The organism is Betaproteobacteria bacterium, assembly GCA_016720925.1.
Taxonomy (GTDB): domain Bacteria; phylum Pseudomonadota; class Gammaproteobacteria; order Burkholderiales; family Usitatibacteraceae; genus UKL13-2.
Genome location: JADKJR010000007.1, coordinates 125,385 through 151,572 on the forward strand (window position 1 = coordinate 125,385; position 26,188 = coordinate 151,572).

Below are 26,188 nucleotides of genomic sequence, written 5' to 3' on the forward strand. Positions count from 1 at the left end.
CTGCCTTTCGCCGCATTGCTGTCCCTCGTTTTGCTGAGACAGGTGCCCGCACGCATCGGTAAGGCTGGACGATTTACAATTGTCGCGATCGCTTTTGCGGCGCTCGGGGTGGCTTGGGCCACCTGGCGTGCCGAAATTCGTCTCGCAGGCCCGCTGCCACGCGACTGGGAATCGCGCGACATTGAAGTTATGGGCGCCATTGCCAGCATGCCGCAGGTGAATGACCGCGGCGCCCGCTTCGAATTCGAGGTCGAGAAAATCTCACCGCTGACGCAATAGTCCCGCGGCATCTATCGCTTGCATGGTATGCCGAAACCAATCGCAAGACCGATGAGATCACAGCGCCTCCAACACTGATTCCTGGCGAGCGCTGGCATTTCACGACTCGATTGCGCCGCCCGCATGGCACGATGAATCCGCACGGATTCGACTTTGAAGCGTGGGCGCTTGAGCGCAATATTCGCGCCACCGGCTACATCCGCATCAAGGGAATCAACGAAAAGCAGGCCACGCTGGCGCAAGGTTTCATGTATCGCATCGATCGCATGCGTATGGCGATCCGCGATCAGATGCAGGCGGCATTGGCCGATCAGCCATATGGCGGCGTGCTGGTGGCGCTGGCAATCGGCGAACAGAGCGCCATTCCACCCGACCAATGGAAAGTGTTCTGGCGCACCGGCACCGGGCATTTGATGTCGATCTCCGGATTGCATATCACGATGGTCGCGAGCCTGATCTACTGGCTGGCTTTTCGGTTGTGGGCACGGGTGCCCGCGCTGGCGTTGCGCCTGCCTGCACAGCGCGCGGCGGCGGTGGCCGGAGCACTGGCAGCATTGAGCTACGCACTGGTTGCGGGTTTCTCGGTGCCCACGCAGCGCACTTTCTTCATGCTGGCGGCGATCGCGGTCGCGCTATGGTTTGGTCGTGGCATCTCCGGTTCGCGAATACTGGCGTGGGCACTGCTGGCGGTGCTGCTGATGGACCCATGGGCCGTGCTCGCACCGGGTTTCTGGCTGTCGTTCGGTGCGGTGGCGATGATTTTCTACGTGACCGCGGCGCGCACTGGCATGCCGAGCGCATTGTCGGGCGCGGTGAAAACGCAGATCGCCGTCACGCTGGGTTTGCTGCCGATGACCTTGGCGCTGTTCCAGGAAGTATCGGTGATCTCCCCCATCGCCAATGCGTTCGCCATTCCGGTGGTGAGTCTGATGGTGGTGCCGATCACGCTGCTCGGTGCGCTGATCGGCCAATTCATGCCCTCCGATTGGGTCCTGCAACTCGCGCATCTGGGGATGCAGTTATGCTATTTCGCGCTGGCGTGGCTGTCCGAACTTCCCAATGCCGTCTGGCAGTCGCACGCGCCGCCGCTGTGGGCAGCGGGGTTGGCGCTGGCTGGAGTCATGTGGCTGCTCGCGCCACGCGGTGCGCCGTTGCGCACCGCCGGCGCGGTGCTGACACTGCCGATGTTTCTGGTGCGACCGCCCGCCCCCGGCGAGGGTGAACTCTGGATTCATCTTCTCGACGTCGGACAGGGACTTGCCACGGTGGTACGAACCGCACACCACAGCCTGGTTTACGACACCGGCCCAAAATGGAATCTGGATGCCGACTCAGGGAATCGAATTGTGGTGCCTTTCCTGCGCGGCGAGGGGGTTCGCGAACTCGATGCGCTGATCATTACTCACGCTGACGATGACCATAGCGGGGGCGCCAAATCTGTAATAGACGCCAGGAAACCCAAGCGGGTCATGACATCGATGGACGCCGACAGTGACGGCCTGGAAGGTGCGACCGGGCTCAGGAAATGTAGTGTTGGTGATACCTGGCGCTGGGACGATATTGCCTTCGACATCATTCACCCGGCGGCGGAAGCATATGATATGGCTGGAATCAAGACCAACAATCTCAGTTGCACACTCAAGATCACTTCATTGGGCGGTACCATCCTGATGACCGCCGACATCGAAAAGCTGTCGGAACTACAACTGCTGACGCGCTATAAGAACGATGCCGCAGTCTTGAAGGCCGACGTGCTGGTGGTCCCGCATCATGGCAGTCGAACTTCTTCCGTGGATGCATTCATCGACGCAGTGGCGCCGAATGTCGCCTTGGTGCCAGTGGGCTACCGCAGCCGGTTCCGCCACCCCAACGGCGCGGTAATGGAACGCTATGCAGCGAGAAAGATTCCGGTGCATCGCACAGATTACCTGGGTGCGATCACCGTCAAGTTTGTGCCCGGAAAAGCTGCCGCAGTCAGTGCTTTCCGCGACGAGCGGCAACGTTATTGGCTCGATCGACCGCTGCGCGACGCGGAGCCGGGCGAGCCATGAATCGCTTTTCCGCCCAGGTTTGAAATTGCGCAGGCGACCACGTGCTAGCATGGCCGCAACAACAATGATGAGGAGCAAGCCATGAAATCAATTTTTCGGATGATGCTGGTGTGTGTGGCGTCGGTCGTCACGATGGCGGTACATGCGCAGGGATGGCCAACCAAGCCAGTAAAGGTGGTCGCTGTATTTCCACCGGGCGGATCGGTCGATACCGTCGCGCGCATTCTTTCGCACCAACTCACCAAACAACTCGGCCAGCAATTCATGGTCGACAACAAAGGTGGTGCGTCGGGCTCGATCGGCACGGCTTTTGTCGCCAAGGCGCCGCCTGACGGTTACACCTTTGCGGTGGTCTTCGATACCCACGGTGTGAATTCCAGCATTATTCCCAATCTGTCCTACGACACGTTGAAAGACCTGGCGCCCGTCATGATGGTCGGAACCTCGCCGATGGTCATCGCCAGGCATCCCGCTGTGGCGTATACGGACTTCAAGCAAGTCATCGCCGCCGGCAAGCAAAAGGCCGATGCGGTTTCTTTCGGCAGCATTGGATCCGGCAGCCTCGGGCACCTGGCCATGACACAGATCGCCAACCTGGCGAACACCACGTTCAACCACATCCCGTATAAAGGCGGCGGACCGCTGGTGCAGGATGCCATCGCCGGACATGTGCCGCTGATGATTGGCACCATCTTCCTCGCCAAGCCGCAAATCGATGCGAAGATGTTGGTACCGCTGGCGGTGACCTCGGCCAAACGCTCAGCGAAATTGCCGGATGTGCCGACGGTTGCCGAGCAGGGCGTGCCGGGATTTGAATCGGTCGCCTGGTGGGGTGTGGTGGCGCCGGCCGGCACGCCACCGGCGATCATCGCGCGCCTGAATGAAGAGCTGGTGAAAGCACTGAAGACACCGGAAGTGGCCGAAAAGCTGTCCGCGCAAGGCATGGATATCGTCGGATCGAAGCCGGAAGTTTTGCAGAGTTTCCTTCAGGCGGAAATTTCGCGATGGGCGAAAGTGGTTAAGGACAACAAGATCAAGGCGGGAGAGTAGCCCAACTCGCGGCACCAATTTTCCGAGATCATCTTCACGGCAATGTTTCGTTTTTTGTTACTCAGGCCGAGAGCATGTCGATAGAAGAACCACCTCCGCATACACGCCGCAAACGCTACCGCGGCTCGCACCCGCGCCGGTTCGAAGAGAAATACAAGGAACTGGACCCGCAAAAATTTGCGGCCGATGTGGAGAAAGTGATTGCCCGCGGCCAAACGCCCGCTGGCATGCATCGCTCGATCTGTGTGGATGAAATCCTCACCATTCTTGATCCCAAACCCGGCGAGACCGCCCTTGATGCCACGCTGGGTTTCGGCGGACACACGCAGGCGATTCTGCCGCGATTATTGCCAGGCGGCAGGCTCTTTGCCGTCGATGTGGACGCCATTGAACTGCCGCGCACGGAGGCCCGCCTGCGCGCGCTTGGCTGTCCGGAAGAAGTACTTATCATTCACAAAATGAATTTTGCCGGTATCGCGCAACTGTTGCCGGAAGCCGATGGCGGGTTTGATTGCATCCTTGCTGATCTCGGCGTTTCCTCGATGCAGCTTGACGATCCGGCGCGCGGCTTTTCGTACAAGAACGACGGGCCGCTCGACCTGCGGCTGAATCCAACGCGCGGAACACCTGCGTCGGCGCTGTTGCAGTCGCTTAGTCCTGCGGTGCTCGCGCAGATGCTCACAGAGAATGCGGATGAGCCTCATGCCGAGCTTATTTCCCACCACATCAAGAACTGCACTTCCGCGATCGTGACCACACGGCAACTGGCTGATATCGTTCGTTCCGCAATCGGCGGAATTGCTGAAATCAAGGAACACAAGAAAGTACTGGCGCGCACCTTTCAGGCGTTGCGTATCGCGGTCAATGATGAGTTCGGCGTATTGGATCGCTTTCTGGATGTGCTGCCGTGGTGCGCGAAATCTGGCGCACGAATCGCAATCCTTACCTTTCACTCCGGCGAAGACCGGCGTGTCGAACAGGCATTAGAAAAATCTCTCCGTTCGGGAATCTATTCGAGTATTTCCTCTGAACCCATTCGTCCAGCGCCCGAAGAACAGCGAAGCAATCCGCGTTCAACGTCCGCGAAATTACGATGGGCGATTCGGTCTGATCTTCCGGTTTCTTGATGTCAGGCCAATTTGCCGCCACAGCTATTTGCAGCGAGGCGTGGCATTGCGGCAGAGTCGGCTTCCGGCTGCAAGCTATTGCCATTAAGGTGTGAAGCTCCCGAAGGCAGATTCAAAATACGTTATCCTTCACACTGCAAGCAATGTTCGCGGCGATCCTGCGGCCATTGCCGCATTGTCCGGTCAGCGCGGGCCACGCACCTCGCGCGCCACACGCTGAACCGAGCCCAAGAAGTTCTGATGCAGGACACAACCTTGCAAGGAGCAATGCAGATGTCAACGCACGAAGCCCTCCATCTTCACGTGCCCGAGCCAACCGGGCGACCTGGCCACGACACCGACTTTTCCTATCTTCCCTATTTCCGCCGCCGGAGCGGTGCGGCGCCCGCCTGTGGATTCCCTGCCCGCGGAGACCAGTGATCTCGCCTTTACCCTGATACGCGTCCTTGACGATGCCGGAAAGGCGGTCGGGCCGTGGGCGCCGCAGGTCGATGTGGCGCTGCTGCGCCGCGGGCTGCGCGCGATGATGAAGACGCGGGCGTTCGACGCGCGCATGCTGATTGCGCAGCGGCAGAAGAAGATGTCTTTCTACATGCAGTGTCTGGGCGAAGAGGCGATTGCCGTCGGCCATGCACTCGCGCTGAGCGAAGGTGACATGTGTTTTCCCACCTACCGGCAGCAAGGCCTGCTGCTGGCGCGCGAAGACGTGTCGATGGTGGAGATGATCTGCCAGCTGTTTTCCAACGAGCACGACCCGCTCAAGGGGCGGCAATTGCCGGTGATGTATTCATATCGCAAAGCGGGTTTCTTCTCGATTTCCGGCAATCTCGCCACGCAGGTTATTCAGGCGGTGGGCTGGGCGATGGCCTCGGCGATCAAGGGCGACACCAAGGTGGCGTCGAGCTGGATAGGTGACGGCGCCACGGCAGAGGCCGACTTTCACACCGGGCTGACCTTCGCTCACGTATATCGTGCGCCGGTCATTCTCAATGTCGTCAACAACCAGTGGGCCATCTCTACCTTCCAGGCGATTGCCGGCGGCGAAGGTACCACCTTTGCGGCGCGGGGCGTGGGCTGCGGGATTGCTTCATTGCGGGTCGATGGCAATGACTTTCTCGCGGTTTATGCGGCGTCGCAATGGGCACTGGAGCGCGCGCGCAGCAATCTCGGCCCGACATTGATTGAGTGGGTCACCTACCGCGCTGGCGCACACTCCACCTCGGACGATCCCAGCAAGTACCGGCCCGCCAACGACGTGTCACGCTTTCCGCTGGGAGATCCGAAGCATGACGCCGATGACGATGATCCAGGCGCTGCGTTCTGCCATGGATGTCATGCTGGAACGCGACAGCAACGTAGTCGTGTATGGCCAGGATGTCGGCTATTTCGGTGGGGTGTTTCGTTGCACCGAAGGGTTACAGAAAAAGTACGGCACGTCGCGCGTATTCGATGCGCCGATCTCGGAAGGTGGCATTGTCGGCACCGCCGTGGGCATGGCGGCCTACGGGTTACGGCCAGTGGTAGAAATCCAGTTTGCCGATTATGTTTACCCTGCCACTGACCAGATCGTGTCGGAAGCAGCGCGTTTGCGTTTTCGTTCGGTCGGTGACTTTACCGCACCGATTACCATTCGCATGCCTTGTGGCGGGGGCATTTTTGGCGGGCAAACGCACAGCCAGAGCCCGGAGGCCATGTTCACGCAGGTCTGCGGCTTGCGCACGGTGATGCCTTCCAATCCCTATGACGCCAAGGGCCTGTTGATTGCTTCCATCGAGAACGATGACCCGGTCATTTTTCTCGAACCCAAGCGACTGTACAACGGGCCGTTTGATGGGCACCACGACAAGCCGGTCGTGCCATGGTCCAAACACGCGATGGGGATGGTTCCCGAAGGCTACTACACCGTGCCGCTGGAGTCGGCGGCGGTATTCCGATCCGGCGGCGCGCTGACCGTGATCACCTACGGCACGATGGTGTTCGTCGCCGAGGCGGCGGCCAACGAAAGCGGTATCGATGCAGAGATCATCGACCTGCGCAGTATATGGCCGCTGGATCTGGACACCATTGTCACCTCGGTCAAGAAGACCGGCCGCTGTGTGGTTGTGCACGAGGCGACGCGCACCAGCGGCTTTGGCGCCGAACTGGTGGCGCTGGTTCAGGAGCATTGTTTCTATCACCTCGAAGCGCCGATCGAGCGTGTGGCAGGCTGGGACACACCGTATCCGCACGCGCAGGAATGGGCGTATTTTCCCGGCCCGGCGCGGGTCGCGGCGGCATTCAAACGCACCATGGAGTCATGATGGGCATTCACGCTATCAAGATGCCGGATATCGGCGAAGGTATTGCCGAGGTGGAATTGGTCGCTTGGCATGTAAAGGTGGGCGATGTCGTGGCGGAGGACCAGATCCTGGCCGATGTGATGACTGACAAGGCCACGGTTGAGATCCCGTCATCCGCCGCGGGCAAGGTACTGGCGCTGGGCGGCGTGGTCGGCCAGGTGCTGGCGGTTGGAGCGGAGGTGATCCGGATTGAAGTGGACGGGGCGGGTAACGTCAAGAGTGGTGCCGCTGCGACGGCGGCTAGTGGGCGCCCGACAAGAAACATGAACCGTTGCAACGTCCAAGGGGGTGGTGCCGCCCCAACATGCCGCCGCGGTGAGCGCACCTCAGCGACGTGAAGCACTGGCGTCGAACATAAGGCCAACACCACGCAAACCTGGCGACAAGCCTATCGCTTCGCCTGCCGTTCGCCGCCGCGCTTGGGAGGCGGGCATTGAATTGCAGTTTGTGCCGGGTACCGGCTCCGCCGGACGCGTCATGCAAGAAGACCTCGACGCATATGTCGCGCAAGGCGGGCGCTCACAATCCGCCAGCCGCACGGACCAAAGCTATGCCGAGCGGCACGACGAAAAAACGATTCCCGTGATCGGTCTGCGCCGCAAGATTGCACAGAAGATGCAGGAATCCAAACGCCACATTCCACACTTCACGTATGTCGAGGAAGTGGACGTGACAGAGCTGGAAGTGCTGCGCGCCCGCCTCAACGCAAGTTGGGCGAAAGACCGTGGCCGCTTGACGGTGCTTCCATTCCTGATGCGCGCCATGGTATTGGGATTGCACGAGTTCCCGCAGATCAACGCGCGCTACGACGACGAGGCCGATGTGGTGACGCAGTATGGAGCGGTACACATGGGGATGGCAACACAGACTGAAGCTGGACTGATGGTACCCGTGGTGCGGCATGCCGAGGCGCGCGACCTGTGGGCGTGTGCCACCGAAGTCGCCCGTCTGGCGGACGCCGCACGAACGGGGAGGGCCACGCGCGAAGAGTTATCGGGTTCCACCATCACCATCACCAGCCTGGGCGCATTGGGCGGAATCGTCTCGACACCCGTGATCAACCACCCCGAGGTCGCGATTGTCGGCATCAATCGCATCGTCGAGCGGCCGATGATTCGTGGTGGCGCGGTGGTGGTACGTCAAATGATGAATTTGTCTTCTTCCTTCGATCACCGTGTGGTCGATGGGCTACATGCGGCCGAGTTCATTCAAGCACTACGCGGTTACCTCGAGTGTCCGGCGATGCTATTCGTGGAATAGAAATGGACATACAACAAACAACCCTGCTCATCATCGGCGGCGGTCCCGGTGGTTACGTGGCCGCGATTCGCGCCGCGCAGCTCGGTGTGGCGACGACCCTGGTGGAAGCCGAGCACTTGGGCGGAACCTGCCTGAACATCGGCTGCATTCCATCGAAAGCGTTGATTCACGCCAGCAGCGCGTTTCATGATGCTTGCGCCTTCGCGGGTGATTCGCCAATTGGCATTCACGTTGATTCACCGCGCATCGACGTCGCACAAACCGTTCGATGGAAAGATGGCATTGTTGATCGGCTGACGCACGGTGTGGCGGCCTTGCTCAAAAAGCATGGCGTCAAGGTCATCATGGGCTGGGCACGCATTGTCGACGGCAAGACGGTTGAGGTGGTTCAAAAAGGTCAGGTGGCAGACACCGCCAACGTGCGTATTTCGTGTGACCACCTGCTGCTCGCGACGGGTTCGCAGGAAATTGCCCTGCCCGGCATGCCGTTTGGCAGTCGTATTGTCTCTTCGACGCAAGCCTTATCGCCCACGGTGCTGCCAAAGCGATTGGTGGTGGTAGGTGCAGGCTACATCGGTCTTGAACTCGGTATTGCCTACCGCAAGCTCGGCGCGGAAGTGGCGGTAGTGGAGGCGCTGGATCGCATTTTGCCCGCGTACGACGACGAGTTGGCCAAGCCGGTTGCCGCTTCAATGCGCCGGCTCGGGCTGCAACTCCACCTTGGCTGCAAGGTGGCGGGTTTCAATGCAGCGGGAGATGCCGTTCGGATAACAAATTCAAAAGGGGAAGAGTCCGACCTGCCAGCCGACCAGTTGCTGGTGGCCATCGGTCGCGCGCCGCGCACGCAAGGCTTCGGGCTGGAAAGCCTGATGCTGGACATGAAAGGTCGCGCGTTGGGCATCGACGATCAATGCCGGACGTCCATGCGCAATGTCTGGGCCATTGGTGACCTGACGGGCGAACCCATGCTCGCGCACCGCGCCATGGCGCAGGGCGAGATGGTTGCGGAGATTATTTCCGGCGAGCGGCGGCACTTTACACCGGTTGCCATCGCGGCGGTCTGCTTTACGGATCCCGAGCTGGTGGTGGTCGGGCTGATGCCGCAGCAGGCTGTGGTAGCAGGGCTTGACTGTATCCACGCCAGCTTCCCCTTTGCCGCAAACGGACGTGCCATGACGCTCGAATCAAGCGACGGATTTGTGCGCGTGGTGGCCCGGCGTGACAATCACCTCATTGTCGGCTGGCAGGCGGTTGGCAAGGGCGTGTCGGAGCTGAGCACGGCGTTTTCACACTCGATGGAGATGGGCGCCTGCCTGGAGGACGTCGCAGGTACCATTCACGCCCATCCAACGCTCGGCGAGGCCGTGCAGGAAGCCGCGATGCGCGCGCTGGGCCACGCGGTGCATATTTAAGGCGCACGCATCCATAACTTCATTCCGGGCCTATATCCAGCGCCACCAGAAACCGCGACACCATGTTATAGGCGGCGATCGTGCCGACAATCTCCACCACCTGCTCGTTGGGCAATAGCGCGCGTAACTCATCCAGTGTCGCCGCGCTGACTTCAATATTCAGCGACATCTCGCGGGCAAGTTTCAGCGTTGTGATTTCTGCCTGGCTAAAGACGGATGTATTGAGATGCGCGGTATCGATCGCGTCCAGCGCATCGAGTTGCGATTGCGTGCCACCCGCCGCCAGGAATTCCGGTGCATGCTGCAGTAGTTCGTAGTCCGCGCGATTCAATCGCGCGATGGCGCAAATGGCGAGTTCGCGCAGGATCGGCGACACTTTCAGCTCGCGCCGGATCGACCCCATGAAGGTATTCCAGCCGCGCGCAATCGGCGGGCTGTTCAATAACATGCGATCGAGGTTCAGCAGCTTGCCGCCGGCGCGACGCGCACGAATGGCCGCCATCAGCTCGGCGGGAACTTTCTGGTTGTCGATGTCTTGATCGGTGATGTAAGGAACGGTTGGCATTTGAGAATCTTCATTGTGGAAGGGAACAATTAGCGTAGCATGCCGGGAATTGTGCGTGGTGATACAACGCATACGCGAATGAAATCAGTGCAATTGAGGAATGCCGCCAAATGACCTACAAGATCATGCTGATGTTGCACACTGCCGCCATCGTTATCTGGCTCGGCGGCATGGTGTTTGCACATTTCTGCCTGCGGCCCGCCGCCATTGAACTGCTTGCGATACCGCAGCGCATTCCGCTGATGCATGCGGCATTGACGCGATTCTTCAATATCGTTGTGATCGCGGTGGTGGTTGTACTCGTCTCGGGCCTCACGATGATGCTGATGGTCGGCATGAAATTCGCTCCATTCGTGTGGCACATCATGTTCGGACTGGGTGTGTTGATGATGGCGATTTTCGGACATATTCGCTTTGGGCCATACAAGCGCCTGTCGAGGTGCGTGGCGGTGGCCGATTGGCCGGGAGCAGCCAAGCAGCTGGACCAGATTCGACTGCTGGTGGTCGTCAACATGGGTATCGGCTTCGGCATCGTGGCGATGCTGTTCCTCGGTCGATAAATTGCCAAAACACCAGGACTGGCGAGGCTTTACGAGCATTATTGGCTTGTAAGCCGCGCCAGTGCTAGGTTTTAATGTTTTCAGCGATCATTGTTACATGGCGCTAGAACGGCTTGCCCAGATAGAAATAGAAACTGTTGGCACCATCCTGTGCGCGCCCGTAGCCGAGGTACGCGGGACCGATTGGACTGTCCGCGGCGACGAAGATGCTGGCGGATTTCAGCAGTCCATCCGGGCTTCCTGTCACCAGCGGATTACCGACCTTGCCGAGTTCAAGCGACATGCCGCCATATGCACCTTCGAAAAAGCCACCGCGAAAAATCCGCTGGTAATACAGTGCACGCCCGAACACCAGCTTTTCTCCATAGAGCTGGCCAGTGCGATAGCCGGATTGCTGCAGGAAACCGCCCCACTGGAATTGATCATGACGTGGCAAGGGATTGGCGCCAACTTTGCCGCCGATTTTGGCGCTCAGGTTGAGCGTATGTTCGCCGAACGAAAACGATGCACTCCCATCGGTATCCCACTTCGTATATCCATTGTCCGCGCCGAGCCGCGTATTGGAATGAAACAGGCTCAGGCCTCCTCGCCAGCCCGAGCGGGGGAAATAGGCGCTGTCGACCTGATCGAACACGAGCCGGGCCGTTAGTGCGCCTTGTGAAATATGGGATGGGCCGGGAGACAGATTTTCCGTCCCGGTGACAAGCTTTGGCTTGAATACGCCTCGTACCAAGCCGATCCGCATCTCGCCATAGCGTTTGAACTGGCTGCCAATGTCCACGCCAACAAGGTCGGATGTCGTATCGTAGCGGGCAACAACCTGATCCCCCTGATAGAGATTGGCGCCTCGACGCTCAAGCGCCACGTGTGGCGCAACGAAAAAGATACCCTCAGCATTGAGCGGCTGGTAGAACTCGCTCAAAAGGCTGGACGTGCGGCCGAACTGGAGGTCGGTTCGCCACTCCGCACCGAGCGAATTAATCCACGATTTTCGATAGCTGCCGATGATGTTGAAGTAGGCATCGGGCGTGAAGTCGGTGGACAGTCCCAGGCCTAGTCGTATGGTGTCGGGCCCCCACGTTTTCTCGATTGCATTGACCGTCAGCACGCGTTTGCCCGCTTCTTCAATGAATCGATAATTCACATGCTCAAAATACCCTGTGCCATAGAGATGGCGCATATCGCGATTGAGCGTTTGCTGGTCGATCGGCTGGCCCGCTTGGGTCAGCATGAGCGCCTTTGCTGTTTGAGGGTTCACGCGCTGCATTTTTTCAAACCGGATTTCATCGGCAGGCCGCAAGTCGGTCGCAATGGCATTCGTCTGGCTCGCGCGCAGCGCGGCATACTCGCCGGGTGGGAGCGAGAGTTGGGCGAGTCGTTCCCCCAGCTGGCGGGCCGCCGCCTCGCCGAAAGGGGCAATCTTCTCCAGGTGATCGAAATCCGCCGTGGAGATGTCCTCCATTTCAGGTGAGATCAGGATATCGGTGGGTTTCAGCAGGGCAAGCGAAGCCTGGACATTCTGCTCGGTCAGGATGTTGAACATTTGCCCGGCCACGCCGAGAATGCCGGTCAGCTGTTCGCGTTTCAGCAGCGGCGTGCCCGCGTTGACGGCGATGATGATGTCGGCGCCCATCGCGCGCGCGGTTTCCACCGGCAAATTGCTGGTGAGCATGCCGTCAACCAGCATCATTCCGCCGTATTCCGCCGGCGCGATCGCCCCTGGCACCGACATGCTGGCGCGCATGACATTGGCAAGTTCTCCCGCGCTGAAAACGACGGGCTTGCCCGTCACCAGGTTGGTCGCGACGGCGCGAAACGGAATGGGCAGTGCATCGAAGTGGTGGAAGCCATGCGCCTTCGAAAGTCCGCGCAAGACCGTCTCAAGCTGTACACCGGTCACGAGGCCCTTGCCGATGGTCAGTTCGCCCTGACCCACGCCTATCTCGGGGCCAATGAAAAAGTTGTAGTCATCCTGTTTGCGACGCATGGACAATTCAGCACGCGGGGGCCTCTCCTTGAACAGCACCTCGGTATTGAGTGCGCCTATGATTTTCTGCATTTCCGGGACGGTCATACCCGTCGCGTAGGCAGCACCAAACAGCGCGCCCATGCTGGTGCCGGCGATGCAGCTTATTGGCACGCGGTATTCCTCCAATACCTTGATTACGCCGAGATGCGCCGCGCCACGCGCACCGCCACCGGAGAGTACCAGGCAGATTTTCGGCCGTTTCGCGCCGCCAGCTGAGCCGGAGGATTCGTTAGCGCCGGCCGAGATAGCGGCTTCAGGGAGCATGGCAGCAGTGGCCAGCCACGCGACGGCAATGGCCGGGACAAAACGGAATCGAAAGTTCATTTCACGTCTCTCATCGTTGATGCAACCGTGTTAGGCGCCGCAAGGCACCGATGTTGCCGAATTCGCGTTTTCCTTTGCCCTGAAACGAATTATGGGCGCGGTACTTTCTGTATCTCTGCCTAGGCAATCAGTCCACGCACCTGCTTCGACGCTTCCGTCTTCCCGGTGACAAACCGCTCGTGGTTGTGATCAATGGTCTTCAGGTCGTAGATGTAATTAACCATCATGCCGAGCGATTGTTTCAGGCCGTTATCGGAGAGGTCACCGGCGAAATTAATCCGGTCCATACGCGCGCCGTTGTTCAGGTGAAAGCGCGCAACGCTGTCTCGCGTCACGCCATCGGGTTCGCCGACGCCGAGCAGATAAGCCGCACACAGTCGCTCGAGGTCCTTGGCGCATTTTTCGCGGGGACGTGTCGCCGCGCGCAGCTCCGTGATGCCTCTATCCAGCAGTGGGCCCATCGTGCGCTGCACGCATTCGAGGCTTTGCCGCAGGCTTTCGGGCATTGCGCCCAAATGTTCAGGCGTTGCCAGCGTGCGGCGCAGCCAGTCGCGAAAGCCGGGAATCGGCGATAGCGTGCAAAATCGTTTCACGCGCGGGAACTCGGCGGCCAGCATGCCCGCCACCTGTTTGATCAGGAAATTTCCAAGGGACACGCCGCGGAGTCCCGGCTGGCAATTGCTGATGCTATAGAACGCCGCGAGCTGAAAATCTTTCGACCCCTTCGGTTCGCTGTCAATGCTGATTAGCGGCTCGATAGCGGCTGGCATCTCGGCCAAAAGCGCCACCTCGACAAAAATCAGCGGCTCATCCGGCAGGGCAGGATGAAAGAATGCGAAGCAGCGCCGATCATCCTGCAGACGGCGGCGCAGATCGTTCCAGCCGCGGATTTCATGAACAGCCTCGTGGCGGATGAGTTGTTCAAGCAACGTTGCTCGTGTATTCCAGTCCACGCGGACGATATGCAGGAAACCTGGATTGAACCAGGATTGCAGCAGATGGTGGAAATCGTCATCGACTTGCCGGAGTTCGGGGTCCTTCGGCAGTGCATCGAGCAGCCGCTCGCGCATGTTGACGATGGCGCGCGTTCCACCGGGTGCGCGATTCAGCCGACGCAGCAATTCCTGTCGCGGCGGCTCGGCCGCGCGGGTGAGGGCGGCGAGATGCCGGCTGTCGGGTGACTCCGCATAGGACCGGGCTGCATCCAATACCTCGTGCGGGTCGGGCGAAAATTCGGCTTTCAACGACTGAAAGAAAGCTACCTGATCCTCCTTGGACAGTTCCAGATACAAAGCCAGTGTGTCCTGCGCCAGCGATACGCCGGAGGCTTCGCCGCGTTCTGACAACAATTGCTCGCACGCCTGCACCAGCCTGCGGATTTTCAGGCCGTCGCGCCTCAGGCGAAGCGCCTTGTCGCGTATGCCCTTGATGGAGTTCAGCATGGAGGTCATGGTGGCACCTTGCTCGCGTGATTCGTTAGTTTGCCCGAGGCCAGAAGAATTGTCGCCAATCGGTCCGCAGCCGGGTAAACAATATTGAAGCCAGCATTCCCGTCTGCCCAAACCCGACTCCGCGCGCTCGCAATGCGACCCACAAGGCCAGTGAAAAACTGATGGTGAGGTTGATGAAGCCGACAAGCGCGATGCCGATAATGCTCTTCGCGAGAACCGCGCCATCGACAGTGAAATCGAGTGATGCCATCGCCAGTCCGAAATTGGCGGACGACAGAGTTACGTGCATGACGTCGATCGGCAAGCCGGTCAGGAAACCGATCGTACCAACCATGGCGAGCATGACGCCGAGAAAAAAATTGCCCGCAAGCGCCCCAAGGTTGTCATCCATATACGCGGCGAAGCGTTTGAGTCGCGTCACACCTAGCATGGCACGCAGCCACTTTGTATGTTCGATGCGTTCGCGAATACGTTCATAAGCCGCAAGATTGTCGTAATAGCCGGAAATCAACCCACCGAGGAACAGGCACAGGCCGGCAATGGCCGCGTGGAACAGGCCGAGGCTATCGATGGGGGATAGCTGGTGCAGTAGATGATGGGCCTTTTCCGGACTCATGATCGGCTCACCGGTCATCTTGCCGATAGTGAACGAAAGCAGCATCGCTGTGGGTATCGCCACGAGGACATTGCCGGCAATGGCGGCAAACTGGCTGCGCAGCACGTCAACGATGAGCGTGGCGAGTTTTTCCACGTCTCGCATGCGACCGCGTATTTCACTGATGACGCCCGCAATGGTGGACGCGGTCATGGCGGGCTGCTTGGTGGCAAGCGTCCAGTGCAATACATGGATCAGCATGAAGCCGAGCGAGTAATTCATGCTGTACGCCAGCGCATAGCCCAACGGTGGCAGCGTCGCCTGGGAAGAGTAGATTTTGATCAGCGCCATGAAACCGACGACGAATCCGGCACACATGGCCGAGCGCCACATCCAGAAATATTCGTCGCGACCTGCGACGATATAGTGCTCACCCGCGCGACTGGCGTTGTCGGTCACACGCAGTGCCAGCATGCCGATGGTACGGCTGATGTGTCCGCGGATCCCCTGACGCAACCCTTCGCCATGGATCGCGTGCCCTAGAAACTCCACCCAAAGCGCCACTAGCGCCGCATCGGCATGATCGACAACAGGCGAGTGCGAAGACTCGTGACGGGCAGCCAGAATACTGACAAGCAGTTCGAGCCGGCGCAGACTCTGCTCAAGCCGGCGCAATAGAAACGTGAGGGCGAGGCTGGTACCGACGCTTGCGGCACGGCTGCGAATCCGCACAATCACGTCACGGCATTGATCGATCAGGACGTGAAGCTGACGCTCATCTTCGGCGGGTGTTTCGCCGCCGCCCAGATAATGCCGATAGGCGGACGCAAATTGCTGTGCCTCCGCGGCGAGTGCCAGAAATGGTGAATCGCGCTCCTCGATGCGTGGATATAGCCGTACCAGTTCCGGTTCCAGTCCCATTGCGCCGATGCGGATCGCGAGGATATCACCGGCGTCGAGCATTTGCGAAAACGACTCCAGCAGCACTTTTTCATCGTGGCCTTCGGTCATATGCAGCGCATGCCAGAAGCGTTGCTTCAATTCCGTGGGAACGCCGTCGAGCCAGACGTGATCATCGAGGCGGTGAAAAATAAGGTTGACGCAATCCCTGAGATAGGCAGGATCGGTGATGGCGGGAAATACACGCTGCACGATACGGCGCCACAATTCTGAAAAGAATCCGGTGTTGGGAAGGATGCCGGCGTCGGCGAAAAAACTGGCGTGCTTGCGTCCGGAAAACAACGCGAGCAGGCGGTTGCGCAGGGCAGTGCGGAGCGATTCATCGAGTTCGATCAGTTCGCAAAGTGCGGTAAAACGGGCGGTGGCCAGTAGCGTGTTTTCAGCATTGGCCGGGCGCAACGCATCGACAAGGTCAATGCATTGGGCGAGCGGGTCGGCGTTTTCATCCGACATGGCACGGAGCGCCGCAATGATGGCGAGGTGGGAAGCGTTGTTTGAAGTCACGTGGTCAGACGATAGAAGTGCCGGTATTCATTGTATCGGGCATGAATGAACCCTTTGACCGGCGTTTCAAACTTATTTTTTGTCGGCTATTGGAGACACTTGGCAGCAGTGCTTTGACGCGCGCCGGATATAATTGTTCCCATATACAACACCCGCAATTTTTCATTGTCGCTACCGATGCTTGCCCAGGAATCGCTCGCTCAGCTAAAAGCTCAACTCGATTTTCAGGCCGCCGCCGAGCCGGTCGGCAATTTGACGCTCGGACGAGGCCGGCTGCGCGGCAATCCTCTGCACGTTGCCATCGTTGAAAACAAAATCGCCAGCGGCGCAATCGGTGCGAAAGAGTGCAGCAAGCTCGCGAGCCTGTTCAGGGTGGTTGCGGCGAATAAAATTCCGATGGTGATGTATCTGGATTCCGCGGGTGTGAAAGTATCGGAAGGATTGCCGGTACTGGGCGCATTCAGGCAATTGTTTCGCGCGGCGCTCGCGTTGGCTGAGTCAGGTGCGCCGACGGCGGCTGTTTGTGGGGCCCACTGCTATGGCGCGGCAAGCTTGTTGGCCAGTCTCGCAGGAACGCGCTATTACTCGCGCAATTCCCGTCTCGCGATGTCCGGCCCCGCAATACTTGCGCAGACGGCCGGCGCGTCAGTGCTCGATGAGGCGTTCCAGGCGATGTCGCACGCGAGTATTGGCGCGCAGGCGCGAGCGAAGTTGTCGCTTGGTAACGTGGCGCTCTCGCCAACATCCGCCATTGAAATCTCGCCAGTCGCCATGTCGAGCGCCGAGCGCCATGTGGAACTTGGTGTTCGTCTCGCTCAAGCAGGTAAAGGTGTTGGCATCGCGGCACCGGAAAAAATTGTACGCAAGGATCTGGACAAGCTGTATCCGCAAGGTTATGCGATACATGAACAAGCCGGCGTACTGGTGGGTGAAGCACTCCAAGCGGGGTTACCGGTGTCAGTCGTCGGGTTGACCGGCGGAAAATTGCTCGGTGCGGCGCGCGTGGACACTCGCCAGCCTGATCTGGAAAATGTATCGCTCGCCGCCGCGAGTGCCGCAAACACTGCATTTTCTGGTCGATTGTGAATCGCATGCAACCACGCTCGACGATGAACGCATCATGCTCTCCATGTATCTTGCCGATCTTGCCACCGCGCTCTACGCGCTTGGCCAAGCCGGGACGCGAATTGAGACCACGGTGCTGGGAAAAATCGGCGGTGGCGTGTACGTTGCTTTGTGCGCGCCCGCTGCACAGGTGAATCTCCTTTACGGCGCGGAAATCCAGCTATTGCCGGGCAAGGCGATTGCCAGCATTCTGGGTGGTGGCGAAACGCAAAAGTATGATTTCAAGGAATATCAGGCCGCGCACGTTGCCGAGCAGGAAATAAAACTGGGGCTTGCATAGTCACGCTGTTGTACAGGAAACCATGAACGAAAATCTCTACGCGCTGTTTCAGTCGCGATTCCCCTCGGATCGTTCCCAGTCCGCCATTGAGACTGCTGGCGGTCGAATCTATTCGTACGCTGAGCTCGAAAGCATCACGGCGAGCTATGCCGGGCTTATCAAATTGCTCGGGGTCGTGCCGGGCGATCGGGTTGCCGTGCAGGTCGAAAAATCTCCCGAAGCCCTGTTCCTGTATCTGGCCTGCCTGAAGGCCGGTGCGGTCTATTTACCGCTCAACAGCGCATACCAGGAAGGTGAGGTCGACTATTTCTTGGGTGATGCCGAACCGAAAATTTTTGTGCATCAGCCGAAGTCATCAGCATGGGCGACGGCTATTTGCGACAAGCGCGGTATTGCGCATCAATTCATATTGCCGGCAGAGGATGAAAATACGCAGAGTGGCTCTGGTAGCCGATTTTGGAGCAAAAGTGCCTCGGGAACCGCGCCGATGCTTGAGATTGCCGCGCGCGACGCGGGTGATCTGGCAGCGATTCTATATACGTCGGGCACGACCGGGCGCAGTAAGGGCGCCATGATTACGCACAAGAATCTGTCATCCAACGCGATCACGCTGCATCAGTTCTGGGGCTTTCGGCCTGGCGACGTGCTACTGCATGCACTCCCGCTATTCCATGTCCACGGCTTGTTTGTCGCTTGCCATACCGCGTTGCTCAACGGCAGCAAGATGATATTTCACGCGAAGTTCGATGCCAAGGCAGCGACGGACGCATTGCCGCGCGCAACGGTTTTCATGGGCGTGCCGACGATGTATGTGCGCTTGCTGGCAGAGCCGTCATTTACGAAAGAAATCTGCCAAAAAATTCGCCTGTTCATTTCCGGCTCCGCACCACTGCTGGCGGAAACCTTTCACGAGTTCCGGGAACGTACCGGCCACACCATTCTTGAGCGTTACGGCATGACGGAAACCGGCATGATCACGTCCAACCCGCTATTGGGTCATGAGGAAGCTCGGCGGGGCGGCACCGTCGGCTTGCCGCTTCCAGGTGTGGCGGTGCGGGTGGTCGACGATGAGGGCAGGGCATGCGTGGCGGATGCCATTGGCCATTTGCAGGTGAAGGGCGATAACGTGCTGCCGGGCTACTGGCGCCTGCCGGAGAAGAATCAGGAAGAATTCACGACCGATGGCTACTTCAAAACCGGTGATGTCGGCAAGATCGACGCCGACGGTTACGTGACGATTGTTGGCCGTTCGAAGGACCTGGTGATTTCGGGCGGTTACAACGTTTATCCAAAAGAAATTGAGCTGCTGATTGATGAAATGAGTGGCGTGGCCGAAAGTGCGGTCATTGGGCTGCCGCACGCAGATTTCGGCGAGGCGGTCGCAGCGGTGGTCGTGAGAACTCCTGCAGGTGCCGATTTGAGCGAAGCGGGGCTTATCGCCGCATTGAAGGGCAAATTGGCGGCATTCAAGGTGCCCAAGCGTGTGTTTTTTGTGGAGGACCTGCCACGCAATGCCATGGGAAAGGTGCAGAAAAACGAACTGCGAAAGCGTTACGTGTCCACGTTTTCCGCGTAAGGGCGTTACATGGGCGTGGGATAGATTTGACCCAAGGGCGTGAACGAAATATTTTCGCAAGCCTTGTTTTTCCCGGCAAAGTGCCGATTTACTTGGAAACATGAGGCATTTCGGCAAGAAACGCGATATTTTTCGCCGCGACGTGATTTTTCTCATAGAAGTTTCATCCGCAACCTGACAGAATAAATTCATGATTGTTTTCAATCTCTCCTGCGAACAGGAACACACATTTGACGGCTGGTTCCGTTCGGCGGAGGATTTTGACCGCCAGGCCAAGGCCGGGCTGGTCGAGTGTCCTTTCTGCGGCGATGCGCATATCGTCAAGCAGCTTTCCGCGCCGCGCATTAATACCGGCGCCACGGAAATTGCGCTGAACCATAGCCGCTTGCCTGCAGGCCCAAAGGAAGTCATGGCCGCCTCCGTGATGCCTGGCTTGCAGGAACACATGCTGCAGCAGTTCAAGTCGTTCGTGCGCGCCAATACCGAGAATGTCGGCGGTGCTTTTGCCGAGACCGCGCGCAAGATGCATTACGGCGAAGAATCTCATCGCAATATTCGCGGTCGCGTATCGCGCGATGAAGCGATCGAATTGCATGAAGAAGGTATTGAAACCGTGCAATTGCCGCCGGGGATATTACTCGACGAAGGACTGCAGTAACGGCGGTAACGATTGCGCGCGTCCATGTGTTAACGTTTCGCGGTAAACATCAATGCGGGGCACAAACACATGAGAGCAGTCGTATGCAGCCAATGGGGCGGGCCGGAAACGCTGGCCATTGAAGATATCGCCTCGCCGGAGCCCGGGCCCGGCGAAGTCAAAATTCGGGTGCACGCCGCCGGCGTCAATTTCCCCGACGTGCTGATCATCCAGAAGAAGTACCAGCTGCAACCGCCGCTGCCGTTTTCTCCCGGCGCGGAGATTGCGGGCGAAGTCATTTCCGTCGGTGAGGGCGTTAACCACCTCAAGGCAGGCGATCGCGTCGTCAGCCTTTGCGGTATTGGTGGATTTGCCGAGGAGGCCATTGCGCCGGCGGCAGCAACGATGCCTATGCCACCAGGCGTTCCTTACGAGCGCGCGGCGGTATTCTCGCTTGCCTACGGCACCTCATGGCATGCCGTGAGGGACCGTGCCGCGTTGCAGGCGGGTGAGACCATGCTCGTGCTAGGCGCCGCCGGTGGCGTTGGCCTGGCGGCGGTAGAGATTGGCAAAGCGCTGGGTGCCCGCGTCGTGGCCTGCGCGTCGACCGACGAGAAACTCGACATCTGCAAACAGCATGGCGCGGATGCGTTGATCAACTACGCGAGTGGTGACATTCGCGAAGCGATCAAACGTGAATGCGGCAAGAATGGCCCGGATGTCATTTACGATCCGGTTGGCGGAAAATTTGCCGAGCCCTGTTTTCGTTCCATTGCCTGGCGTGGGCGCTATCTGGTCGTGGGCTTCGCCGATGGCGAAATTCCGGCCTTGCCGCTGAATCTGGCGCTACTTAAAGGGGCGTCATTGGTCGGTGTATTCTGGGGCGAATTCGCCAAGCGCGAACCGGCGAATAATCAAAAGGGCATGGCGGAAATGTTTGGCTGGATTCGCGAGGGCACGCTGAAGCCGCTAATCTCTCGAACTTACCGGTTGGACGAAGCGCCACATGCGCTGATGGATATTGCCGCGCGCAAGGTGGTCGGCAAGGTGGTGGTGGTTCCCTAGTCGCTTGGATGCACACAGATGGAAGGCGGCTACGCTACTCCCTTCCCGCGGTCGCGCCATTCTGAAGGCTTCATCATTAGCGATAGCAACGACATCAATGCAATCGCGCCGCCGGCAAGCAGAAACGGTGCCTTGATGTAATAGCTCTCCGCGATCGCGCCACCGGTTGCCATGCCGACACCAATACCCGTGACAATGAATGTTGACGACCAGGTGAATGCTTCGGTGGCATATTTCATTGGCGCAATTTGCGTGATCAACAATGTCTGCGCGGTGAGAGCCGGGGCAATGCAGACGCCGGCGAAAAAAGCCACAATCGCGAACAGCACATGTTGATCAACGACGCCGTGCAGGAATAGCGGAATCGACATGATCGCCAGCGAAATCGTGAACTGCCGTTCAAGGGATATCGACAAATGCAGCGCGCCGTAGATGAATCCGCCCACTGCGCTGCCAGTCGCATTGAGCGCCAGCAGAATGCCGCCAAATGCGACCCATTGCAGGGACGTCGCGTAGGCTGGATAGCCAACTTCCAGTAATCCAAAGCAGAAGGTCAGGCCAAAAGTCAGGCCGAGCAGCGCCACGAGACGGAAGTCGGTGAGCGGCCCCAGCAGGTGACGTTCTGCCGGTGGTTCCTGCTTCCAATACTTGAGGATGGGCGAGGCGAAAAAGATCAAAACCGCACAGACAGAAATGCTGATGACAGTGGCCAATGCGACACGCGCATTTGACGCGGCAACGATGGTTGCCACCACCAGCGGCCCAACGGTGAAGTTAATCTCGATCATGATGGAATCGATCGAATAGGCCATCTTCCGGTCATGGTCTTCTTTGAAGCGATGGCGCCATGTTGTGCGGGTAAGAATGGTGACCGGTGGCGCAAAGATTCCGCAGGCGCCCGCGGCGGCGACCAATACCGGCACACTCGCGCCATTGGTCGTCGCCAGGAAGAGGCCGATCATCGCCAGGGGATGGAGAATTCCCGTGATCACGAGTGGCGCGCGCGGGCCGATACGGTCGATGAGCCGGCCCAGGATCGGTGCCGCCACGGCCATTGCCACGAAGAACGTGCCGACAATCGAGCCGGCAACCTTGAAATTCCCCAGGATTTCGCGCAGAAACAAAAGCATGGCGAGACCATTCATGGCGACCGGCATGCGCGACAGCCATGCGGTTGCGATCATCGCGGGAATATCAGGCTGTCGCAGGAAAGTGCGGTAAGGCGCAAACAGCGCCACCACGGTCTGCTTCATGGATTCAAGCAGCGGGCTTCTTCTCAAGTATCGCCATCGTGATGCGCGATACGCAGACCAGTTTGCCGGCGTCGTCGATGATCTTGATTTCCCAGAGTTGCGTAGTCTTGCCGCGATGCAGCGGACGCGCCGTACCGGTTACCCATCCCTCGCGAACACCACGCACATGGTTCGCGTTGATCTCGAGGCCGACCACGAGAAATCGCTCGGGATCGACGCACAGGTAGGCGCCGGTGCTGCCGAGGGTCTCTGCCAGGGTCACCGAAGCCCCGCCGTGCAGCAAACCGTAAGGCTGGTGCGTGCGGTGATCGACCGGCATGCGGGCAGTGACGTAATCGTTTCCGATCTCGGTGAACTCGATGCCAAGCCGGCTGAGCATCGTGTCGGCGGTTTGATTGAGCTGTTCAAGCGGCGGGCGAAAAAACCAGATGGTGTCATTCATGTGAAGTGTTGTTCCTGTGCCTAGGATCCGAATGCATTGAGGCCGGTTTGCGCACGTCCAAGAATAAGCGCGTGCACGTCATGCGTTCCTTCGTAAGTGTTCACCGCCTCAAGGTTCATCATGTGGCGAATCACGTGATACTCGTCAGCGACGCCGTTGCCACCGTGCATGTCCCGCGCCATGCGGGCAATGTCCAGGGATTTGCCGCAGGAATTGCGCTTAATCAGCGAAATCATTTCGGGCGTGGCGCGGCCTTCGTCGAGCAATCGTCCGACGCGTAACGCGCCTTGCAAAGCCAAAGTGATTTCGGTCTGCATATCGGCCAGCTTCTTCTGGATCAATTGCGTGGCCGCCAGCGGCTTGCCGAACATGGTGCGATCGAGCGTGTACTGCCGCGCGGCGTGCCAGCAGAACTCTGCCGCGCCGAGTGCGCCCCAGGATATTCCGTAGCGCGCCTTGTTCAGGCAGCCAAACGGGCCTTTGAGACCCTTCACATTCGGCAGCAGATTTTCTTCCGGCACAAACACCTCATCCATCACGATTTCACCTGTGATCGACGCGCGTAGCGAGAACTTGCCTTCGATCTTGGGTGCCGATAAGCCTTTCATGCCTTTTTCCAGCACGAATCCGCGGATGGCATCGCCGTCCGAAGTGTCTTTTGCCCACACGACGAAAATGTCAGAAACCGGTGAGTTGGTGATCCACATTTTGGCGCCGTGCAACTGATATCCGCCCGGCACTTTCTTTGCGTGTGTCGTCATCGAGCCTGGATCGGAGCCGGCGTTGGGTTCGGTCAGGCCAAAGCAGCCGACGAGTTCACCGGTCGCCAGTTTTGGTAGCCATTTTTCGCGTTGCGCATCATTGCCATACGCATGGATCGGATGCATCACGAGCGAGGATTGCACGCTCATTGCTGATCGATATCCCGAATCGACGCGTTCCACTTCGCGTGCGATGAGCCCGTAGCAGACGTGGTTCACCCCCGCGCAGCCATAACCATCGATGGTCGAGCCAAGAAACCCCAACGCGCCCATTTCGTTCATGATCTCGCGATCGAATTTTTCCTCGCGATTGGCCTTCAGCACGCGGGGCATCAGTTTTCCCTGGCAATAGGACTGCGCGGAATCGCGCACCATGCGCTCCTCGTCAGTCAATTGGTCATCGAGGAGGAAGGCGTCTTCCCATTTGAATTGGGGCTTGAGATCGTTGGGTTTCATGGCGGGGCTGAGTGAACGGGAGGAACGCTCATTTTACGCCGTTGAAAGCGGCGGCCATGGCCCCGCCGAAATTCGTTACGGTGGGCCTGGATGCCCGCGCCGCGCGGAAACCTGGCGCTGCGAATTGATCGCTGATTCAGCGGTTGTCATCTCTGGCGAATGCGCTGCAGACCAAAAAACACAAGCACTGGCGAGCGTCCCAGGCCGAAAAGCCCTGAAACACCGCGCCAGTCAATGAGTTTGCTTGCTAGATCAATCCAAGTACGTACTTATTGTTTCTTGCAGGTATTCATGCCGAGCAGCGGATAGGCCGGGCAGTAGCCAAATAGCGACGTTGCGAGCGGCACGACGCCGATCCATCCCCACATGCCGATCGTTCCGGTCAAGGTCAGGCCAATCAGCACGACGCCCGCGGTGAGGCGAATAACACGGTCAATGGTTCCTACGTTGGTTTTCATCATCGTTTCCTTCGGGTTGAAAAATCTGGCTTGCGCTACTTGGTGCGCGTCGTTTTTGCGCGCGTGGCCCCGGAGCCGCAAAATTGGTCGTAGAGGACTTGCATCACCGCCAGCGCTTCCTTGCTTGCCATGGAGTAGTAGATTCGTTTGCCGTCACGCCGGGTGGTGACGAGCCCTTCATCGCGCAGCACGCATAGTTGCTGGGAAAGCGTAGGCTGGTGAATGTCCAGCGCCGCCTCAAGCTCGCCCACGCAGCGTTCGCCCTGCGAGATCTGGCAGAGCAATAGCAGGCGGTCCGGATTCGACAGGGTTTTCAGCATCCCGCATGTGCGCGAGGCGGAGGCGCGCATGGATTCCAGATCTATATTGATGGTGGAAAAGGTCACGGTTTTGGCTCCAATAGGACCAGCTGCAAATAATATATTGAAAAACATATGCATTGTCAATATAATATGAAAAAGCATAATGATTATTCATTGGCATAGCTCAATAAGACGTGCTCAAACATTGCTTAGTATTTTCCAAGGAACCACCATGCCGAAAAAACCGCTGTTTGCACTGATTCTCGTGGCGCTTGGCCAAATGAGTGCCCCTGCTCAAGCGCAGTCGCAGCCGATCGCCCAGCCTTCTGCCAGTGAAACGCAAGCCAAGCTGTCCAGCATCGAAGCGCGTGCCGCCACCAGGGCCGACGTCAGCGGCCACGATGGCGTCGTGGAAGCCGTGCGCCAGACGGTTCTGGCTGCACAGGTAGCAGGCGCCATCGTTGAGTTACGGGTAAAGGCTGGCGATATTGTCAAGGCCGGGCAATTGCTGGCGCGGGTCGATGCACGCGCCGCTGAACAGTCAGCATCGGCCAGCCAGGCCCAAGTGCAGGCCGCGCGCGCGACACTTGATGTCGCATCAAAGGACTTCGAACGGCAGAAACAGCTGCTGCAGAAAGGCTTCATCAGCCAGGCTGCACTCGACCAAGCGGAGGCCGTTTACAAGGCAGCCGCCTCCCAGGTGACCGCACAAATTGCCCAAGCGGGTGCGGCGCGTTCGCAATCGGATTTCTTCATCCTGCGTGCGCCCTATGGCGGCATCATCGCCGATGTTCCAGTCGTGTTAGGTGACATGGCCCTGCCAGGACGTCCAATACTGACCCTCTATGATCCTTCATCGTTGCGAGTCACCGCGACGATTCCACAAACGGCAAATTTGTCACACGCAGCACCGCAAGGTGCCAGGATTGAATTGCCGAGTGCGACCGGCGCGCCAAACTGGATCACGCCAACGCGCGTTACGGTGCTGCCGACCGCGGACCCTAACACCCATACCTTGCAGATTCGACTCGACCTGCCGGCAGAAACCTCCAACGTGGCCCCCGGTATGTTTGCCCGCGCATGGCTGCCATCGCAATCCGCTGCCAGCGTCCAGGCTGGGCGCGTATTCGTGCCGACGACAGCCATTGTCCGCCGCGCCGAAATGACCGGAGTTTATGTCCTCGACGCCGCCGGAAAACCGATGCTGCGTCAGGTTCGCCTGGGCCGCGTTGCCGAAGAGTCGGTGGAAGTATTGAGCGGGATTTCCGCCGGTGAACGCCTGGCGACGGATCCGCAGGCTGCGGCACGCGTACGTTGATGTTGAATG

The 26,188-nt window shown here is 58.9% G+C and carries 24 protein-coding genes and 1 pseudogene; 16 read left to right on the plus strand and 9 right to left on the minus strand.

Annotated elements, in window-relative coordinates:
• The first annotated feature begins 15 nt into the window (after positions 1-15).
• The 9 genes and pseudogenes from IPP88_12330 to lpdA all read left to right on the plus strand — a co-directional run bounded on the left by IPP88_12330 (position 16) and on the right by lpdA (position 9,518).
• Positions 16-279: a DUF4131 domain-containing protein gene (locus IPP88_12330; protein MBL0123476.1), complete on the plus strand. Its 264-nt coding sequence runs from the start codon at positions 16-18 to the stop codon at positions 277-279.
• Between the two features lie 110 nt (positions 280-389).
• Entirely contained in the window at positions 390-2,330 is a 1,941-nt protein-coding gene (locus IPP88_12335; GenBank protein ID MBL0123477.1) for a DNA internalization-related competence protein ComEC/Rec2, read from the plus strand.
• A gap of 81 nt (positions 2,331-2,411) precedes the next feature.
• Positions 2,412-3,380 (plus strand): tripartite tricarboxylate transporter substrate binding protein, encoded by a 969-nt coding sequence (locus IPP88_12340; GenBank protein ID MBL0123478.1) that lies wholly within the window; start codon positions 2,412-2,414, stop codon positions 3,378-3,380.
• A gap of 74 nt (positions 3,381-3,454) precedes the next feature.
• Positions 3,455-4,507: a 16S rRNA (cytosine(1402)-N(4))-methyltransferase RsmH gene (gene rsmH, locus IPP88_12345; protein MBL0123479.1), complete on the plus strand. Its 1,053-nt coding sequence runs from the start codon at positions 3,455-3,457 to the stop codon at positions 4,505-4,507.
• Positions 4,508-4,780: 273 nt separating this feature from the next.
• Positions 4,781-5,789, plus strand: a pseudogene (locus tag IPP88_12350) (3-methyl-2-oxobutanoate dehydrogenase (2-methylpropanoyl-transferring) subunit alpha).
• Between the two features lie 4 nt (positions 5,790-5,793).
• The gene (locus IPP88_12355) at positions 5,794-6,807 is read left to right on the plus strand and encodes an alpha-ketoacid dehydrogenase subunit beta (protein MBL0123480.1); all 1,014 of its coding nucleotides are present in this window, start codon (positions 5,794-5,796) and stop codon (positions 6,805-6,807) included.
• Positions 6,807-7,184: a hypothetical protein gene (locus IPP88_12360; GenBank protein MBL0123481.1), complete on the plus strand. Its 378-nt coding sequence runs from the start codon at positions 6,807-6,809 to the stop codon at positions 7,182-7,184. Before IPP88_12355 ends, IPP88_12360 begins: the two co-directional genes overlap by 1 nt.
• Positions 7,135-8,106 (plus strand): 2-oxo acid dehydrogenase subunit E2, encoded by a 972-nt coding sequence (locus tag IPP88_12365; protein MBL0123482.1) that lies wholly within the window; start codon positions 7,135-7,137, stop codon positions 8,104-8,106. The genes IPP88_12360 and IPP88_12365 overlap by 50 nt, the downstream gene beginning before the upstream one ends.
• A gap of 2 nt (positions 8,107-8,108) precedes the next feature.
• A complete protein-coding gene (gene lpdA, locus IPP88_12370; protein MBL0123483.1) occupies positions 8,109-9,518 on the plus strand; it encodes a dihydrolipoyl dehydrogenase in 1,410 nt (469 codons plus the stop codon).
• A gap of 19 nt (positions 9,519-9,537) precedes the next feature.
• Here the strand turns inward: lpdA and IPP88_12375 are convergent, their stop codons facing one another.
• Complete coding sequence (locus tag IPP88_12375; protein ID MBL0123484.1) at positions 9,538-10,083, minus strand: carboxymuconolactone decarboxylase family protein; 546 nt, start codon at positions 10,081-10,083, stop codon at positions 9,538-9,540.
• A 110-nt stretch (positions 10,084-10,193) separates the two neighbouring features.
• On the opposite strand from IPP88_12375, the gene IPP88_12380 reads away from it, so the two are divergent.
• Positions 10,194-10,643, plus strand: a complete 450-nt coding sequence (locus tag IPP88_12380; GenBank protein ID MBL0123485.1) for a CopD family protein — start codon at positions 10,194-10,196, stop codon at positions 10,641-10,643.
• A gap of 103 nt (positions 10,644-10,746) precedes the next feature.
• Here IPP88_12380 and IPP88_12385 read toward each other — a convergent pair whose 3' ends face one another.
• The 3 genes from IPP88_12385 to IPP88_12395 all read right to left on the minus strand — a co-directional run bounded on the left by IPP88_12385 (position 10,747) and on the right by IPP88_12395 (position 16,506).
• Positions 10,747-12,996 (minus strand): patatin-like phospholipase family protein, encoded by a 2,250-nt coding sequence (locus IPP88_12385; protein MBL0123486.1) that lies wholly within the window; start codon positions 12,994-12,996, stop codon positions 10,747-10,749.
• A gap of 119 nt (positions 12,997-13,115) precedes the next feature.
• Positions 13,116-14,438: a malonyl-CoA decarboxylase family protein gene (locus tag IPP88_12390; protein MBL0123487.1), complete on the minus strand. Its 1,323-nt coding sequence runs from the start codon at positions 14,436-14,438 to the stop codon at positions 13,116-13,118.
• Positions 14,439-14,472: 34 nt separating this feature from the next.
• Positions 14,473-16,506 carry a site-specific recombinase gene (locus IPP88_12395; protein ID MBL0123488.1) on the minus strand — a complete coding sequence of 678 codons (2,034 nt, stop codon included), beginning with the start codon at positions 16,504-16,506 and terminating at the stop codon, positions 14,473-14,475.
• A 177-nt stretch (positions 16,507-16,683) separates the two neighbouring features.
• Here IPP88_12395 and IPP88_12400 point away from each other — a divergent pair, with 177 nt between their 5' ends.
• The 5 genes from IPP88_12400 (at position 16,684) to IPP88_12420 (ending at position 21,189) form a co-directional block, all read left to right on the plus strand.
• Positions 16,684-17,592, plus strand: coding sequence for a hypothetical protein (locus IPP88_12400; protein ID MBL0123489.1), 909 nt, complete (start codon positions 16,684-16,686; stop codon positions 17,590-17,592).
• Positions 17,537-17,911, plus strand: a complete 375-nt coding sequence (locus IPP88_12405) for a hypothetical protein (protein ID MBL0123490.1) — start codon at positions 17,537-17,539, stop codon at positions 17,909-17,911. The genes IPP88_12400 and IPP88_12405 overlap by 56 nt, the downstream gene beginning before the upstream one ends.
• A 22-nt stretch (positions 17,912-17,933) precedes the next feature.
• Positions 17,934-19,487 carry a malonyl-CoA synthase gene (locus IPP88_12410; GenBank protein MBL0123491.1) on the plus strand — a complete coding sequence of 518 codons (1,554 nt, stop codon included), beginning with the start codon at positions 17,934-17,936 and terminating at the stop codon, positions 19,485-19,487.
• Between the two features lie 190 nt (positions 19,488-19,677).
• On the plus strand, positions 19,678-20,145 hold the full coding sequence (locus IPP88_12415) for a DUF1178 family protein (GenBank protein ID MBL0123492.1): 468 nt from the start codon (positions 19,678-19,680) through the stop codon (positions 20,143-20,145).
• Positions 20,146-20,214: 69 nt separating this feature from the next.
• On the plus strand, positions 20,215-21,189 hold the full coding sequence (locus IPP88_12420; GenBank protein ID MBL0123493.1) for an NADPH:quinone oxidoreductase family protein: 975 nt from the start codon (positions 20,215-20,217) through the stop codon (positions 21,187-21,189).
• A 29-nt stretch (positions 21,190-21,218) separates the two neighbouring features.
• On the opposite strand, the gene IPP88_12425 is transcribed toward IPP88_12420, so the two are convergent.
• From IPP88_12425 to IPP88_12445, 5 genes are all read right to left on the minus strand, one after another.
• On the minus strand, positions 21,219-22,442 hold the full coding sequence (locus tag IPP88_12425) for an MFS transporter (protein ID MBL0123494.1): 1,224 nt from the start codon (positions 22,440-22,442) through the stop codon (positions 21,219-21,221).
• Positions 22,443-22,446: 4 nt separating this feature from the next.
• Positions 22,447-22,884 (minus strand): hotdog fold thioesterase, encoded by a 438-nt coding sequence (locus IPP88_12430; GenBank protein ID MBL0123495.1) that lies wholly within the window; start codon positions 22,882-22,884, stop codon positions 22,447-22,449.
• Between the two features lie 20 nt (positions 22,885-22,904).
• On the minus strand, positions 22,905-24,101 hold the full coding sequence (locus IPP88_12435; GenBank protein MBL0123496.1) for an acyl-CoA dehydrogenase: 1,197 nt from the start codon (positions 24,099-24,101) through the stop codon (positions 22,905-22,907).
• A gap of 269 nt (positions 24,102-24,370) precedes the next feature.
• Positions 24,371-24,559 (minus strand): DUF2892 domain-containing protein, encoded by a 189-nt coding sequence (locus IPP88_12440; GenBank protein MBL0123497.1) that lies wholly within the window; start codon positions 24,557-24,559, stop codon positions 24,371-24,373.
• A 35-nt stretch (positions 24,560-24,594) separates the two neighbouring features.
• Positions 24,595-24,993 (minus strand): helix-turn-helix transcriptional regulator, encoded by a 399-nt coding sequence (locus IPP88_12445; protein MBL0123498.1) that lies wholly within the window; start codon positions 24,991-24,993, stop codon positions 24,595-24,597.
• Positions 24,994-25,141: 148 nt separating this feature from the next.
• Between IPP88_12445 and IPP88_12450 the strand changes: the two genes are divergently transcribed.
• Positions 25,142-26,179, plus strand: a complete 1,038-nt coding sequence (locus tag IPP88_12450; GenBank protein ID MBL0123499.1) for an efflux RND transporter periplasmic adaptor subunit — start codon at positions 25,142-25,144, stop codon at positions 26,177-26,179.
• Positions 26,180-26,188 lie beyond the last annotated feature (9 nt).